Genomic DNA, 13,401 nt, shown 5'->3' on the forward strand with positions numbered 1-13,401 from the left:
TATGTCACCAGATGATACATTGGCGGACGCAAGCCATTTGCCCGCCCGCGGCGTTCCCTAGAGGGAATGGCGTTTCGGCGACTCCTCCGTGGGACGGTCCCCTGGGAGCAACTCGAAGGCGTGGTGCAGGCGGTAATAGAACGGTACGACGAGCCCGCGGCTCGCGTCGCGTTCCTCGAAGCGGACAACTGGCTTTCGACGCCGCTGGTCGTCAACGATCAGTGGTTCGTGAAGGTCATCACGGGCCAGAACTCGCTTGTCCACACGTTGCTGACTGCCGGCCGCAACATCGGCGCGTTCTCGTCGGGGACGGAGGGCTTTTTCGAGCACTTCGGGACGCCCTATGAGATGGCGGAACACGAGCTGGCGGCGACCCAGCGGATGCGGGAGATCGGCGTCAACGCCCCCGAGCCCATCGAGGCCTTCGAGTACGACGGAATGGGGGTACTCGTACTGGAATACATACCCGACTTCGAGCCGCTGGACGACCTTCCGGCAGAAACCGTCGAACGACACAGCTCGACGGTGTTTGATTTCCTCCACCGGATGCACGAGGACGGCCTGGCACACGGCGACTTCCGCTGTGAGAACGTACTCGTGGCCCACGACGACCTGTACTTCATCGACGCTACGAGCGTCCGCGAGGCGGCGATCAGTGACGCTCGTGCCTATGACCTTGCGTGTGCGCTGGGCGCACTGGAACCGCTCATCGGTGCGCCGGCCGCTGTCTCCGCCGCGGCATTACACTACGACACGGCGGAGTTGCTGGCCGCGGAGGAGTTCCTCGACTTCGTCAACATCCGCCCGGACCACGACTTCGCCGCCGCAGAGATCCGCGGGGCTGTGGAAAAGCGCGCGAACTGATCGTCTGGGGTTTCAGTCCGGCGGCGTTGCCCCGACGGCTCGGCTTCTGGCGACGACACCGATGCCGACGAGCACGACGGCCCCGCCGGCGACAGTCGACGGACCGGGCACCTCAGCGAGCAACAACAGCGCCAGCAGCGCGCTCCCGACCGGTTCACCGAGCAGCGAGACGCTGACCATGCTGGACTCGACGTGGGCCAGCGCCCAGTTGAGGACGGTGTGGCCGAACACACCGGGGCCGACGGCCATCGCGAGAAACAGCGCCCACTCTCGGGGTGGGTAGCCGGTCACGGGGTGGCCCGACACGACGACGAAGACGAGGAGGCAGACCGCGGCGACGCCGTAGACGACGGTCACATAGGGAATGAGGGGGAATTGCTGGCGGAGAGAGCGTCCGGCGAGCACGTAGCCGGCAGCCATGACGCCGCCGACGAGCGCCAGTGCGTTGCCGTACAGTGGCCGCGGGCCGACGGTCCCACTCCCGAGTAGCTCGCCCACGGACATCGTGATGATACCACCGATAGCGACGAGAATGCCCGCCGTCGTCCCGCGCGTGACGCGCTCGTCCAGCAGCGCCCATGCGCCGACAGCCACGAACAGCGGCTGGCACTGGACCAGCGTGACCGACGCCGCCACGCTCGTCCACGCTAGGCTCTCGAACCACGCGGCGAAGTGCACTGCGAGCGCGACGCCAGTCGCCGCAGCCGCCAGGACGTCTCGCCGAGCGAGCCGCCCAAACGCCGACCGATGCCGACCCAGTGCTAACGGGGCCAGCAGTACGGTCGTCAACAGGACGCGGTAGAACGCCGCCACCGACGCCGCGGCACCACTCCAGCGGACGAGAATCGCACTCGTGCTGACTGCGAGCACAGCGACGACCAGCCCGATTCGAGGGTCGATTCGCGGCTCAGTCACGCTGATTTCGCTCCGTTGTGGCGCGAAAATCTCACACCCCAATCAATTACCACAGCGACGCGTCCACGCATCCTGTGGCAGTATCCGACACGGGAATAAAGAAACACCGGATACCATAGTCGGGACCGTACTGTCCGCGGGCAGGCCGAGTTACCCTTCGAGTAGTTCCTTCGTCTGCTGATGGCGATACCGGAACATCGGCTCCATCCCGAGACAGCCGAAGGGGCCGAGTGCCCGTCCAAGAGGGCCGCCGGGCAGTTCGAACTCGACGTGATCGTGAACGAGCGTCTCCCTGTCACTCAGCGCTCGGAACGTGTGCGTGTGCTCCCAGTGAGGGAACGGCCCTTCCTCCATCACGTCGCGGAACATCGCTTCGTCCTCGCCTTCTTCTCGGGCAACGATGTTCGAGACCCACTGCTGGCGCGGTGGCACACCGAACGGCTTGATCGAGGATTCGACGACCGATCCGGCGGTCAGTTCCTCGGGGTTCGGCTCACCATCCGGTCCCCGCTCCGCTTCGATGCGGATGTTCATCCAGTCTGGGGTCAGTGCGACCAGCCCATCACCTGTCGCGTGGAATTTCCAGACTTCTGCTAGCGGGGCTTCGACGCGAACCTGCCGCTCGTAAATGTCCATATACACAGTAGGGGCAGCGCCGGCAAAACACCCGCGGTAGCCGCGACTACTTCTGGGATGCGGTCAGGGCCAGATGCCGCCTTCCTCGGCCGCAGCGACGACGCGCTGGATGGCGACGACGTACATCGCAGTCCGGAAGTTCGGTGCGCCGGTCTCCTCGTAGGTCTCGACGAGGTCGTCGAACGCGTTCGTGATGATGGTCCCCAGTTCGTCGTTCACACGCTCCTCGGACCAGTAGAAGCGCTGACGGTTCTGGACCCACTCGAAATACGACACCGTGACGCCGCCGGCATTGGCGAGGATGTCAGGGAACACGGCCACGTCGCGCTCAGTGAGGACGTCGTCCGCATTCGGCGTCAACGGGCCGTTTGCCGCTTCCACGACGATGTCGGCCTGTACGTCCCGAGCGAGGTCGCCATCGATGGCGTTTTCGAGCGCCGCCGGAACGAGCAGGTCCACGTCCATCGTCAGCAGTTCTTCGTTCGTCATCTCCTCCGCCGCACCCTCATAACCGGCCAGCGACCCGGTCTCACTCTTGAACGCCTTCGCATCGCGTGCGTCGAGTCCGTCGGGGTTGTAGACGGCTCCCGAGGAGTCCGATACGGCGACGATATTCGCACCCAGGTCCTCGATGAGCTTCGCCGCCACGGAGCCGGCGTTGCCGTAGCCCTGCACAGCCACCGTCGCGTCCGCCATGTCCTTCCCGAGATAGTCAAACGCCTCGCGGGCCGTGAGCATCACGGACCGGCCAGTCGCTTCGACGCGGCCCGCACTGCCACCCGACTCAGGGGCCTTTCCGGTGATGACACCGGGCTCGGTGGTGTTCTCCAGCGTCTCGTAGGTGTCTTTGATCCAGTTCATCTCCCGCTGGCCGGTGTTGACGTCCGGCGCGGGGATGTCCCGGTCTTCGCCGATAATTGGGCGTAGCTCCTCGGCGAACGACCGCGTTATCCGCTCGATCTCGCTGGCCGAGTACTGGCGCGGGTCGATCTCGATGCCGCCTTTCCCGCCGCCGTAGGGGATGTTTACCGCAGCGCACTTGTACACCATCCAGCCAGACAGCGCCTTGACCTCGTCGCGTGTGACCTGCGGGTGATAGCGAATCCCGCCCTTGTACGGCCCTCTGTCACCGTTGAACTGCGACCGATAGGCTCGAAACACCTCGACGGACCCGTCGTCCATCTCCACGGAGAGGTTTGCCTCCAGCACTCGCTCGGGGTGTTTCAGCCGTTCGAGCACGTCGGTCGAATATTCGAGATAGTCCGACGCGTCGTCGATCTGCTCCTGTAAACTCTCAAATGGGTTTACCTCAGGCGACATACAGTCAATATCTCAGACTGTGGGCAAAAGGGTACCGCCGTCTATGGGATTTTCCAGATACCAATTACCCACAACGGACCTGATCAGTTAGACGGAGTGGCTCCAACCGAATCGTCCACGGCGACACGATATGTTCGTGTACTGGTCCAGCGAGGGGACGAAACTGGAGGAGAAGATAATCCCGGCGTGGCTACAGGCTGAGCAGGAGGACCGTGTTGATCACGACGGCCGCTACCCACGGGAGCGCCAGCCCGAGCGGCACGACGACGCCACGCTGGTCGCTCAGCAACTGGCGGGTCAGCCCTGCCAGTCCGAGAACGCCGACTTTAGTCAAACCGAGGATGGCGATTCCAAACGTCTCTATGGCGGCCCGCATCACGGGGTTTCCCTCGTGTAGGCCGTGCTGGAGGCCGACGTGTGTCAGCCACACGTCGACGATGAGCGTCACTGCGATTACCAGCCATAACTCTCGCTCGACGGCCGCAAGTTCGTTGAGCAGGGCGCTACACCACTCGTCGATGGTCCCTATCGGGACCGTTCGGTCCGTTGTGAACACGTCACCCTCCGCAACCACGCCCCCACGTGGTCTGTTATCCTGTTGTCATCCCGCGTATTAAATACACACTGTTTACTACTGAAACCGATAGAGTAGGGACTGCATACTCCCGGGAAACGCGATGCCACCGGATCAAGCTTTAACGACGCGTTCGACGCTTCCAGTGCATATAAAATAGCTACTGGGAATGCGATTATCACCTCTCATAATGGTGGCACACCATTGATATCGGGTGCCGGACTACTCACGCATCATGAATGCCACCGGCTACGACCGAGAGACGCCGCCGTCGGCCAGGCGTCGTCGCTGGTGGCTTCCGCTTCTCGTCGTACTGCTTTTGCTCCCACTGCTCGGTATCGTCGCTTCGGGTACGGCCGCGGCCGAAGACACAGAATCGCCGGAATGGGGCAATGCGACGCGGGGCAATTCCACGACTATCCAGGTGGCCCTGTACGACGACGGTGGGTCGCTGGATACGAGTACAATTCAGGCGGGGGATTTCGCGCTAACTACGGGTCGAGTAGCGAACGTCTCGGTCGCATCGATCAACGCCTCCGGAGCGAACAGGACGGGAGTCCGCGTCTCCCTGCTGCTGGAGAAAAAAGTCGACACCGACAACGTCACTGTCAGCCTCCGCGATACCGGCAGTATCTCAGACGAAGCGGGGAACGAGCTTCCCCACAAATCGGTCACCGTCACTGGGATGGACTCCGTCGTACCGAAGTACCAGTCGTTCGAGGTGAGTCGCATCAATAGCTCTACCGCCCGCATCTCTGTCGGGATTCACGAACCGATACAGCAGCTCGAAATTTCCGTCGGTGGCCCGTCGATAGACACACTCAATATCTCGGGATTCACCGAGCGCACCGGCAACACGCTCACGTATACACGAAAGTACACGTTCACGGAGGAAGGCGAGTACTCGCTGCTGCTGCTGTCGGTGACCGACGAGAACGGAAACGAGAACTCTTTTGGCCGACAGCAGACGTTTCTCTATGACGACTCCGCACCGAACGTCACCGTCACTGGGCCGGAGAACGCGACGGTCGGCGAGTCAGTGACCTTCTCCGCGGCGGAGACGACCGACGACCAGGGCGTCGACTCGGTCCGGTGGCAGGTGGGGAGCGATACAATTCTCACCGGCGAGAACATTACGGTGGCCTTCGCCTCACCCGGCAGCCACGAAGTCACAGTGACGGCCGCCGATCCGCTCGGGAACACGGAAACTGTGACCAGAGTCGTGTCTGTGACGGGCAATGGAACCGCCGGGAACGTGACTGTGCGGCAGCCGAACGCGACCGTAGCGAACGTCTCGGTGAACGGGTCCGGCCAGACACAGCAGATTCTGCCCCCAGAGGGGCCACTCGTCACCGGCCGGAACGGAACGCTAGAGCGGCTTGCCGTGTCATTCCCGCGTAATGAATCCACAACACTCACCGTTCGCTCCCGCCGGCCCACGTCAGCGTTCGCGACCGCCACCGACCACACCGGTATCAGCCAATTCGATGTCGACCACGGTTCCGTTCCGGCTCAGGACGCGACGTTCACGTTTACTGTGGACCGTGGCACGCTGGCGGCGGTCGGTGCGGAACCCGATGCTGTGACGCTGTTCCGAGAAGTCGACGGGTGGGTGCCGTTATCGACTGAGATTGCCGGCCGGAGCGAGTCGCACATCGTCTACCGGGCTAAATCGCCGGGTCTCTCGTCGTTCGTCGTTGGAGTCAAACAGACGGCAGCGACAGGCATGGATGCGGAGGCGGCGACGACCGACTCGGAAACGCCGACATCCGAACCCGAAACGACCGAGAAATCGACAGAAAACCCCGGACAACCGGATATCGTGGTTACGAACGCTACGGCCGTTCCATCGACGCTCGGCCCCGGCGACCGGACCGTGATCACCGTCGAGTTGGAAAACCGGGGGACCGCGAGCGGCGACCACAACGTGATAGTCTCGCTCAATACCTCGATACTGACAACACGGACAGTCACTGTTCCTGCCGGTGAGACGCGAACGACGGAGTTTGCCCGCTCAGTTCCGGAGAGCACCACTGGAAGATTGACTGTTGACGGGCAACGCGTCGGGAACGTGACGGATGGCAGCGGGGGCCTCCCGATTCCAGCGCTCCCGTCAATCGGGATTCCGAACCCGCTCTCGCTGTGGCCCGACGGAATCGTCGGAACCGTACTGGGCGGGCTACTGGGCGTTGCTGTCGGGCTGTACAGCGTGCTGAAAGCACTGGCGATCTATCTCGGCTACTGAATTAGAAAGCCGGGATTATCAGTTGATATTCGCTTCGAGCCGGTCTATCAGGTCGTCGTTCCCGAGATACAGCGGCGTCCGCTCATGTAGCTCGTCGGGTTCGACCTCTAGCAGCGACTGGTCGCCGTCGGAGGACCGACCGCCGGCCGATTCGAGGATGTAGGCCATCGGCTGTCCCTCGAACTGAATCCGGAGCTTTCCTTCGGGGCGTGACTCCAGCGCGGGATACGAGAAGATACCGCCGTAAGTGAGCACCTGATTGATGTCCGCGACCATCGCCCCCCCGTAGCGGAGTTTCAGTTCGTGGCGGACCTCTTCGGCGTAGGATTCGAACTTGTCCGTCCAGGAATCGACCCCGCCGCCGAATCCGAACACTGTGGGGTCTTCAGGAACCGTCACTTCGTCATCGACGAGCCGCTTGTCACCGTCTTCGAGGATGTACTCGCGGACGTTGCCGTTCCGAGCGACAACCATCGAGGTGATAGGGCCGTAGATGACGAACCCGGCGGCGAGGAGATTGGTACCGCCAGTCGGCGGCTGCTCGCTGTAAACGCCGAAAATCGTCCCCATTCCGCTGTTGGGTTCGAGGTTGCTCGATCCATCGAGGGGGTCCATCGCGACGTGGAGGCGACCGTCTGTCGTTTTCACGTCCGCGCGTTCTTCGCTGGCGTAGGAGGCGACGCCGTCGATGTCCAGCACCCGCTGCTCGAACAGTTCGTCGGCACGCAGGTCAGCCGCGAGCTGGTCGTCGCCGGTGGGGTTGACGGAGTTGCTCTGGCCACGGTGGTCGGCGATGGCGCGACGGACGTCCGGCGTCGTCGCGGCGATGGTGTCGATGACTGCCGTGACTGTCTGCGCGGCTTCGGTGGTCGAGATATCGAGTGACTTACTCATTTGTCAGATGTAGGGGCAGGGACTGGCCATCCGGTGACCAGTCGAATTTTTCTTCGAGCCTGCTGCCCGCAGGGTTTCTCATCACCAGTTGGTTCTCCGGCACATCATAAGTATCTTTTTGCTGACATTTACTACATTTCGAGTGAATATTCAGCCGAGGTGCAGTGCTTGCCGCTAAGCCTGTGACTGATTAACTCGGTGGAACTCCGGCCCCGCAATGATTTGATACCGTCGGCAGACTTACACGACCGCCGGACGAAGGCGCGGGTATGCATCTCGAAACAGTCGACACCGTCGGCGTCGTCGGAGCTGGAACGATGGGCAACGGTATCGCCCAGGTCACAGCGACGGCCGGTTACGACGTCGTCATGCGTGATGTGTCAGAAGAACTGGTTGCCGCCGGGTTCGAAGAGATCCAGTCGAGTTTCGGGACACTCGTTGCGCGCGACACAGTAACAGAACAGGAAGTAGAAGCGGCAACAGCCCGCATCACCGGAACCACAGAGATGGACGACCTCGCGGATGCTGACCTCGTTATCGAGGCTGTAACCGAAGACATGGACATCAAGCAGTCTGTGTTCGGGGACCTCGACGCTGTCTGCGGACCAGACACGGTACTTGCCAGTAACACGAGCACGCTCTCGATTACGACTATCGCTAGTGTCACCGAGCGACCCGAACAGGTCCTCGGACTGCACTTCATGAACCCCGTCCCAGTCATGAAAGGCGTCGAACTCGTCGTCGGCGAGAAAACCAGTGACGAGACAGTGACGCTGGGCCGTGAGTTCGCCCACGACATCGGCAAGGAGACCTGGGAGGCCGACGACAAGCCCGGCTTCGTCGTGAACCGCGTGCTGATGCCCTGGATCAACGAGGGCGTTCGTGCGTACGACGAGGGTGTCGCCGACAAGGCCGACATCGACCGCGGGCTGACGCTCGGGACCAACGTCCCCATGGGACCGCTCGAACTAGCCGACCACATCGGCCTCGACGTGGTCCTTGATGCCTCTGAAACGCTGTATGAGGAGTTGGGTGACCGCTACAAGCCTGCATACCTGCTCAAACGCAAGGTTGCAGCCGGCGATCTCGGCAAAAAGTCCGGTAAGGGCTTCTACAATTACGATTGACTGACCGTCGGTGACAAACGCCGACAGGAGCAGTCTGAGTACGATACCCGGCAACGGGCCGCGCGTTGGCCAACAGTAAAGACCCAACCAGCGTTAGAATCTGTCATGGACTTTAGCCCCACACAGGAACAACGCCAGATACAGGACATGGTCGCGGACTTCGTCGACGACGAGGTCAAGCCGCGGGCGGCGGAGATCGACGAAGCCGACGAGTTCCCGTGGGACCTCGTTGACGAGATGGCCGACCTCGGTCTGATGGGAATGCCGATTCCGGAGGAGTACGGCGGGGCCGAACTGGACTACCACAGCTACGCCATGGCCCTCGAAGAGATTTCGCGGGGAAGCGGCGGACTCGGCACAATCGTCGCCGCGCACATCTCGCTGGCCTGCAATATGATCTACGAGTTCGGCGACGATGCGCAGAAAGAGACCTACCTCACGCCGCTGGCCGAGGGCGAGGAGATCGGTGCGTTCGCCCTCTCCGAAGCGGGCGCGGGCAGTGACGTGCCGGCGATGGACACCACCGCCGAACCGGTCGACGGCGGTGACGCCTATCTGGTCAACGGCGGCAAGCTCTGGATTTCCAACGGGTCCGTCGCCGATACTGTCGTTCTGTTCGCCAAAACCGACCCCGAGGCCGGCAACAAGGGGATCTCGTCGTTCGTCGTCCGCCCGGAAGAGGACGACGGCTTCATCGTCGAAGGGACCGAGCACAAACTGGGCGACAAAGGCTGTCCGACCGCCGAACTGCGGTTCGACGATATGCGCATCCCTGCCGACCGTATGCTCGGTGAGGAGGGCCGTGGGTTCGTCCACGCACTCAAGACACTCAACGGCGGACGAATCACTATCGCGGCCCGCGGTGTCGGCATCGCCCAGGCCGCGCTTGACGAGGCACTGAAATACGCCCAGGACCGCGAGCAGTTCGACCAGCCGATCAGCGATTTCCAGGCCATCCAGCACAAGCTCGCCGACATGGACATGAAGACGCAGGCGGCCCGCCTACTGATGCACCAGGCTGCCGATAAGAAGATGGATGGCGAGTCCTTCGTCAAGGAGGCCGCCCAGGCCAAGCTCTACGCCTCCGAGGTGTCCCGGGAAGTGGCGAACGAGGGCATCCAGATTCACGGCGGCTACGGCTACACGAAGGACTTCCCGGTCGAGCGGTTCTACCGCGACGCCAAACTCAACGAGATCTACGAGGGGACCAGTGAGGTCCTCCGCAACACAATTGCCAGCGAGCTTCTCGATTAGGGAAACGAGAGGAGCCCTTCGACGACGACCGCACGCGTGAAATAGAACGATTTTCCGTCCGCGCGGTAGCGGTTCGCGCTGATGGTTCCCAGCGCAAGGAGTACCGCCACGCCGACGGTCCCGGCGAGCATCCCGACGACTGTTGACGGGTGGACAACTGTGCGTGCGAACACGTACGTCGCGACGCTGGCGAGCGCTGCAAACGGGAGGGCGTCCAGACCTGCCAGGAGGAGTGAGCGGGACAGGGACATACCTGTGTTCTGTGGGAGCGCTCACAAAAAGGATATCCCATCAGTAGCGGCCGACGAAATTCGGCAGGGGCCGGTAGTCGATGGCATCACCCTTCCTCGCCGAGCGCCTCCCGCATCCATTCGAACTGCTCTCGAAGCCGCCGGTCGCCGGCCTCGGTCAGCGAGTACTTGTCGGCGATGCCGTCCTCGCGGTGGGCGACGAACCCGGCCGATTCCAGCGCGTCGAGTGCCCCGTAGAAGCTCTTCGGTTCGATTCGGGTGTCGTAGCGGCGTTCGAGCCGCGTCTTCAGCCGCTGGCCGGAGAGTTCGCCGTCCTCAGCGGCGGCCAGCAGGACGCACATGTCGCGCCGGCGGCCGCTCTGAAGCCACTTCGCCATGGGTGTCCGGTCACAGCCGCCGGGTTTCGCGTTTGCGGTTCCGACTGGACCGCCAGGTTCGCATACCCCCGCTCCCTAGAGCCGCCGATGACCGACTCCGAACTCCCCGTCGAGGCCGCTGCCGACGGTATCACGGCGACCTATCGCGAGACCGAAGACGAGCGACTGCTGACTTTCGCGAGCGACAGCGGGACGGCTGCAATCGCCCAGAACATCGAGGGCTATGCGATGTTGAAGGTCCGACCGACCGCCGACGGCGACGAACTGGAGCGGTACTACGGGTTCGACATGGCGCTCGACCACGCGGCGGAACTGCTGGGCCGGTCACCCCACGACCTCCCTGTCCCGGAGGCCGCCGCCGACATGGGAATGTAGCGCTCATACGCTTGTTATCACGGCTCTAACGCTTCTGGCCCGTAGCTGCGCGCAGTTGGTATGTATCTCGCAAAAGTATGTATGGATAGTTATTTGTTCTCTATCCATCCGCTCTACTGCTATCGGTTCATATCAGTGAAGAAAACAGACACATGCGGTGATATTATAAACTGGTTTTAAAATACCCATCCCCTGAATACTCGCATGGTCGACTTTACCCGACGACAAGTGCTTTCACAGTCGGTGGCTGCTGCCCTTGGGGCCAGCGTCATCGGCGTGGCGAGTGGCGAAGAGGTTGAGGAATCTGACACGGACGGTGCACCGAGCGTCAAAGGGTCGCTCAAACGCTTCTCCACGACGGCTTTCGGGGCCGAGGTGACAGGGCCGTTCGTCTTCGAGGACGGATCGCTGCTGTACAGCCTCCAGCATCCCGAAGGGGAGAACCCCGAACCGTTCGGTCGGGCCGCGGTGGGCTATTTCAGCGGCTTCCAGTTCACGTTCGACGGGAGCAACGACGACTTCCAAGAGGTCAGTGTGCCGGACACCGAAGAGAAACAGCGCCAGGTCCGGTCCACGGCTGGCGACTACGAGATCCTCGTTCAGGGCCGCGAACCGATCAATGGCGGTGAGGAGCGCCTCGGCGTGGTCCAGACGCCCGACGGTACTGACATCACCCCCGATAACTTCCCCGGTGCTAAGGGCGGGGTCGGTGCGGGGCCGGACTGCAACCAGTTCGTCCCGACGGACGAGGACGGCACCGAGGGCTACCTGTTCACCAACTGGGAGAACGTCCCCGGCAACATTTCCCGCGTGCCACTGAGTCAGGACGAGAACGGCGAGTGGAGCGCCGATCCGGACGCGGCGATGAACGTCGTCAACACGGAGGCGTTCCGCGAACTCGGTGGAACACGAACCAACTGCTACGGCGATCTGAGCCCGTGGAACACGATGATATCCGCCGAAGAGAACTACGCCCACGCGCGGCTCCATCTGCGGGCGACGGTGGGCGACATCATAGAATCCGGGACCGGCGAAGGACTGCTCGGCGGCTGCCAGTTCTGGAACCGACCGAATCCGCCCGGTATCGTCGATGCGATCAACACCTACGCCGAGGACGGCGACATCAGCGAAGCGTGGACGCCACAGGGAGCCTGGTCGCAGGTTGGCAATGAAGGACTCGCGTACTACCTCGGTGCGGAGACGTCCGACCTGAGCGACAGCGGGAACACCACGAGACCCATCGCCGACGTCTATCCCAATCCCTACCGCTTTGGCTACTTCGTCGACATCCGCCAGCCGGCGGCCGAGATGCCCCAGCCGATCAAGTACTGGGTGATGGGACGGGCCGCCTGGGAAGCCCCGGACATCCAGGGCGACCGCAAGACCGTCTACATGTGCTCGGACGGCGACAGCAAGGGCATCTACAAGTTCGTCGCCGACGAAGCGATAGACAGCTACGACGACACCGACGACATCGCCGGGACGTTGTACGCCCCGAAGATCACGAACGACGCGGCCAGCGCTGCCGAGTCGGACAGCCGCAACTCCCCCGCACAGACCCCGCTGGAAGTCGAGTGGCTCGAACTCGGCCACGCCACCAACAGCGAGGTCAGGTCGTGGATCGCCGAGTACGACGGCGTCACGCAGGCCGACTACCTCAGCACCCACGCCGACTGGGCGGAAGGCGACGAAGTGACAGACGAGGTTCTCAAGCAGGCCGACCTGTCCGTCATCGAGAACGGGAACCGGAACTACATCACGAACGAGGAAATCGTCGAGTGGGCCGAACAGTACGAGGCCAACGGTCCCGACGGCGTCGACGAGGAACTCCGTCGCGTTCCATTCCTCGAAACCCGCGCCGCGGCCAAGGAAATCGGCGCGTCCATCGAGTTCAACAAGGCTGAGGGCGTTGACACCGTCGATAACTCTCAGCCCGGCGACTTCATCTACTTCGGTATCTCGGAGTTCAACGACGCACTCGCGGACGACAGCGGTGACATCCAGATGGACCGCGTCGACGGCGGCGTCGTCTATCGCGGCGTGCTGGAATCGGACTATAACGTCTCGACGCTCGAACCAGTCATCACCGGCCCCGACTTCACCGACTCGCCGGAGGACGCAAACGATGCGCTCCGGAATATCGACAACGTCTACACGATGCGCGACGGCCGCGTGCTCTGCTGTGAGGACGGCTTCGGTGGCCCCGCGCGCTCGTACCCGAACGACGGGCTCTATGTCTACCAACCCAACGTCGTCGTCAGCGCGAACTCCGCCGCCGTCGGCAGCGGGTCGACGGGTACCGTCCCGCTGACCGCCTCGTCGCTCCCCGCTGGCTTTTCCGGTGCCCGGCTCACCGTCACCGTCTCGAACCCCGACATCGCGTCGATCACGGGCGTCTCCTTCCCCGACTCGCTGGGCCTCACTGAGAGTTCCATCAGCGACGACGGCTCGTCGGCGACAATCCGTGTTGCCGACGTCGACACCAACGTCCAATCCGGCGCGATGGACGTGTCACTCGCAACGCTCGACGTCCGCGCCAACGGCTGTCTCTTATACACATCTCTGAGCG

At 62.7% G+C, this 13,401-nt stretch carries 13 protein-coding genes; 6 read left to right on the forward strand and 7 right to left on the reverse strand.

Annotated elements, in window-relative coordinates; genetic code table 11:
* The first annotated feature begins 66 nt into the window (after positions 1-66).
* Complete coding sequence (locus tag C444_RS10830; RefSeq protein ID WP_004592866.1) at positions 67-864, forward strand: RIO1 family regulatory kinase/ATPase domain-containing protein; 798 nt, start codon at positions 67-69, stop codon at positions 862-864.
* A 12-nt stretch (positions 865-876) separates the two neighbouring features.
* Here the strand turns inward: C444_RS10830 and C444_RS10835 are convergent, their stop codons facing one another.
* From C444_RS10835 to C444_RS10850, 4 genes are all read right to left on the reverse strand, one after another.
* Positions 877-1,785: a DMT family transporter gene (locus C444_RS10835; protein WP_080509703.1), complete on the reverse strand. Its 909-nt coding sequence runs from the start codon at positions 1,783-1,785 to the stop codon at positions 877-879.
* A 144-nt stretch (positions 1,786-1,929) separates the two neighbouring features.
* A complete protein-coding gene (locus tag C444_RS10840) occupies positions 1,930-2,415 on the reverse strand; it encodes an SRPBCC family protein (protein ID WP_004592868.1) in 486 nt (161 codons plus the stop codon).
* 63 nt (positions 2,416-2,478) lie between these two features.
* A complete protein-coding gene (locus tag C444_RS10845) occupies positions 2,479-3,735 on the reverse strand; it encodes a Glu/Leu/Phe/Val family dehydrogenase (protein ID WP_004592869.1) in 1,257 nt (418 codons plus the stop codon).
* A 190-nt stretch (positions 3,736-3,925) separates the two neighbouring features.
* Positions 3,926-4,309 (reverse strand): DUF5658 family protein, encoded by a 384-nt coding sequence (locus C444_RS10850; protein WP_004592870.1) that lies wholly within the window; start codon positions 4,307-4,309, stop codon positions 3,926-3,928.
* A gap of 235 nt (positions 4,310-4,544) precedes the next feature.
* Between C444_RS10850 and C444_RS10855 the strand changes: the two genes are divergently transcribed.
* The gene (locus C444_RS10855) at positions 4,545-6,554 is read left to right on the forward strand and encodes a PKD domain-containing protein (RefSeq protein WP_004592871.1); all 2,010 of its coding nucleotides are present in this window, start codon (positions 4,545-4,547) and stop codon (positions 6,552-6,554) included.
* Positions 6,555-6,572: 18 nt separating this feature from the next.
* Here C444_RS10855 and C444_RS10860 read toward each other — a convergent pair whose 3' ends face one another.
* Positions 6,573-7,448, reverse strand: coding sequence for a class 1 fructose-bisphosphatase (locus C444_RS10860; RefSeq protein ID WP_004592872.1), 876 nt, complete (start codon positions 7,446-7,448; stop codon positions 6,573-6,575).
* A gap of 269 nt (positions 7,449-7,717) precedes the next feature.
* Here C444_RS10860 and C444_RS10865 point away from each other — a divergent pair, with 269 nt between their 5' ends.
* Positions 7,718-8,575, forward strand: a complete 858-nt coding sequence (locus C444_RS10865) for a 3-hydroxyacyl-CoA dehydrogenase family protein (protein WP_004592873.1) — start codon at positions 7,718-7,720, stop codon at positions 8,573-8,575.
* Between the two features lie 105 nt (positions 8,576-8,680).
* Positions 8,681-9,829 (forward strand): acyl-CoA dehydrogenase, encoded by a 1,149-nt coding sequence (locus tag C444_RS10870; RefSeq protein ID WP_004592874.1) that lies wholly within the window; start codon positions 8,681-8,683, stop codon positions 9,827-9,829.
* Here the strand turns inward: C444_RS10870 and C444_RS10875 are convergent.
* Entirely contained in the window at positions 9,826-10,080 is a 255-nt protein-coding gene (locus C444_RS10875) for a hypothetical protein (RefSeq protein WP_004592875.1), read from the reverse strand. The genes C444_RS10870 and C444_RS10875 overlap by 4 nt on opposite strands.
* Positions 10,081-10,166: 86 nt before the next feature.
* On the reverse strand, positions 10,167-10,457 hold the full coding sequence (locus C444_RS10880) for a PadR family transcriptional regulator (RefSeq protein ID WP_004592876.1): 291 nt from the start codon (positions 10,455-10,457) through the stop codon (positions 10,167-10,169).
* Positions 10,458-10,544: 87 nt separating this feature from the next.
* Here C444_RS10880 and C444_RS10885 point away from each other — a divergent pair, with 87 nt between their 5' ends.
* Both C444_RS10885 and C444_RS10890 read left to right on the forward strand, forming a co-directional pair.
* On the forward strand, positions 10,545-10,832 hold the full coding sequence (locus C444_RS10885; RefSeq protein ID WP_004592877.1) for a DUF7111 family protein: 288 nt from the start codon (positions 10,545-10,547) through the stop codon (positions 10,830-10,832).
* Positions 10,833-11,036: 204 nt separating this feature from the next.
* Positions 11,037-13,401 (forward strand): alkaline phosphatase PhoX (locus C444_RS10890; protein ID WP_004592878.1); only part of this gene is annotated, 2,365 nt, incomplete at its 3' end.

Source organism: Haloarcula japonica DSM 6131 (assembly GCF_000336635.1).
Classification (GTDB): Archaea; Halobacteriota; Halobacteria; order Halobacteriales; family Haloarculaceae; genus Haloarcula; species Haloarcula japonica.

What these genes read in the sequence shown, in the direction of transcription:
- C444_RS10830 (WP_004592866.1), top strand. Translation starts at nt 67, where the DNA reads ATGGCGTTTCGGCGACTCCTCCGTGGGACGGTCCCCTGGGAGCAACTC.
- C444_RS10840 (WP_004592868.1), bottom strand. Translation starts at nt 2,415, where the DNA reads ATGGACATTTACGAGCGGCAGGTTCGCGTCGAAGCCCCGCTAGCAGAA.
- C444_RS10845 (WP_004592869.1), bottom strand. Translation starts at nt 3,735, where the DNA reads ATGTCGCCTGAGGTAAACCCATTTGAGAGTTTACAGGAGCAGATCGAC.
- C444_RS10855 (WP_004592871.1), top strand. Translation starts at nt 4,545, where the DNA reads ATGAATGCCACCGGCTACGACCGAGAGACGCCGCCGTCGGCCAGGCGT.
- C444_RS10860 (WP_004592872.1), bottom strand. Translation starts at nt 7,448, where the DNA reads ATGAGTAAGTCACTCGATATCTCGACCACCGAAGCCGCGCAGACAGTC.
- C444_RS10865 (WP_004592873.1), top strand. Translation starts at nt 7,718, where the DNA reads ATGCATCTCGAAACAGTCGACACCGTCGGCGTCGTCGGAGCTGGAACG.
- C444_RS10870 (WP_004592874.1), top strand. Translation starts at nt 8,681, where the DNA reads ATGGACTTTAGCCCCACACAGGAACAACGCCAGATACAGGACATGGTC.
- C444_RS10875 (WP_004592875.1), bottom strand. Translation starts at nt 10,080, where the DNA reads ATGTCCCTGTCCCGCTCACTCCTCCTGGCAGGTCTGGACGCCCTCCCG.
- C444_RS10880 (WP_004592876.1), bottom strand. Translation starts at nt 10,457, where the DNA reads ATGGCGAAGTGGCTTCAGAGCGGCCGCCGGCGCGACATGTGCGTCCTG.
- C444_RS10885 (WP_004592877.1), top strand. Translation starts at nt 10,545, where the DNA reads ATGACCGACTCCGAACTCCCCGTCGAGGCCGCTGCCGACGGTATCACG.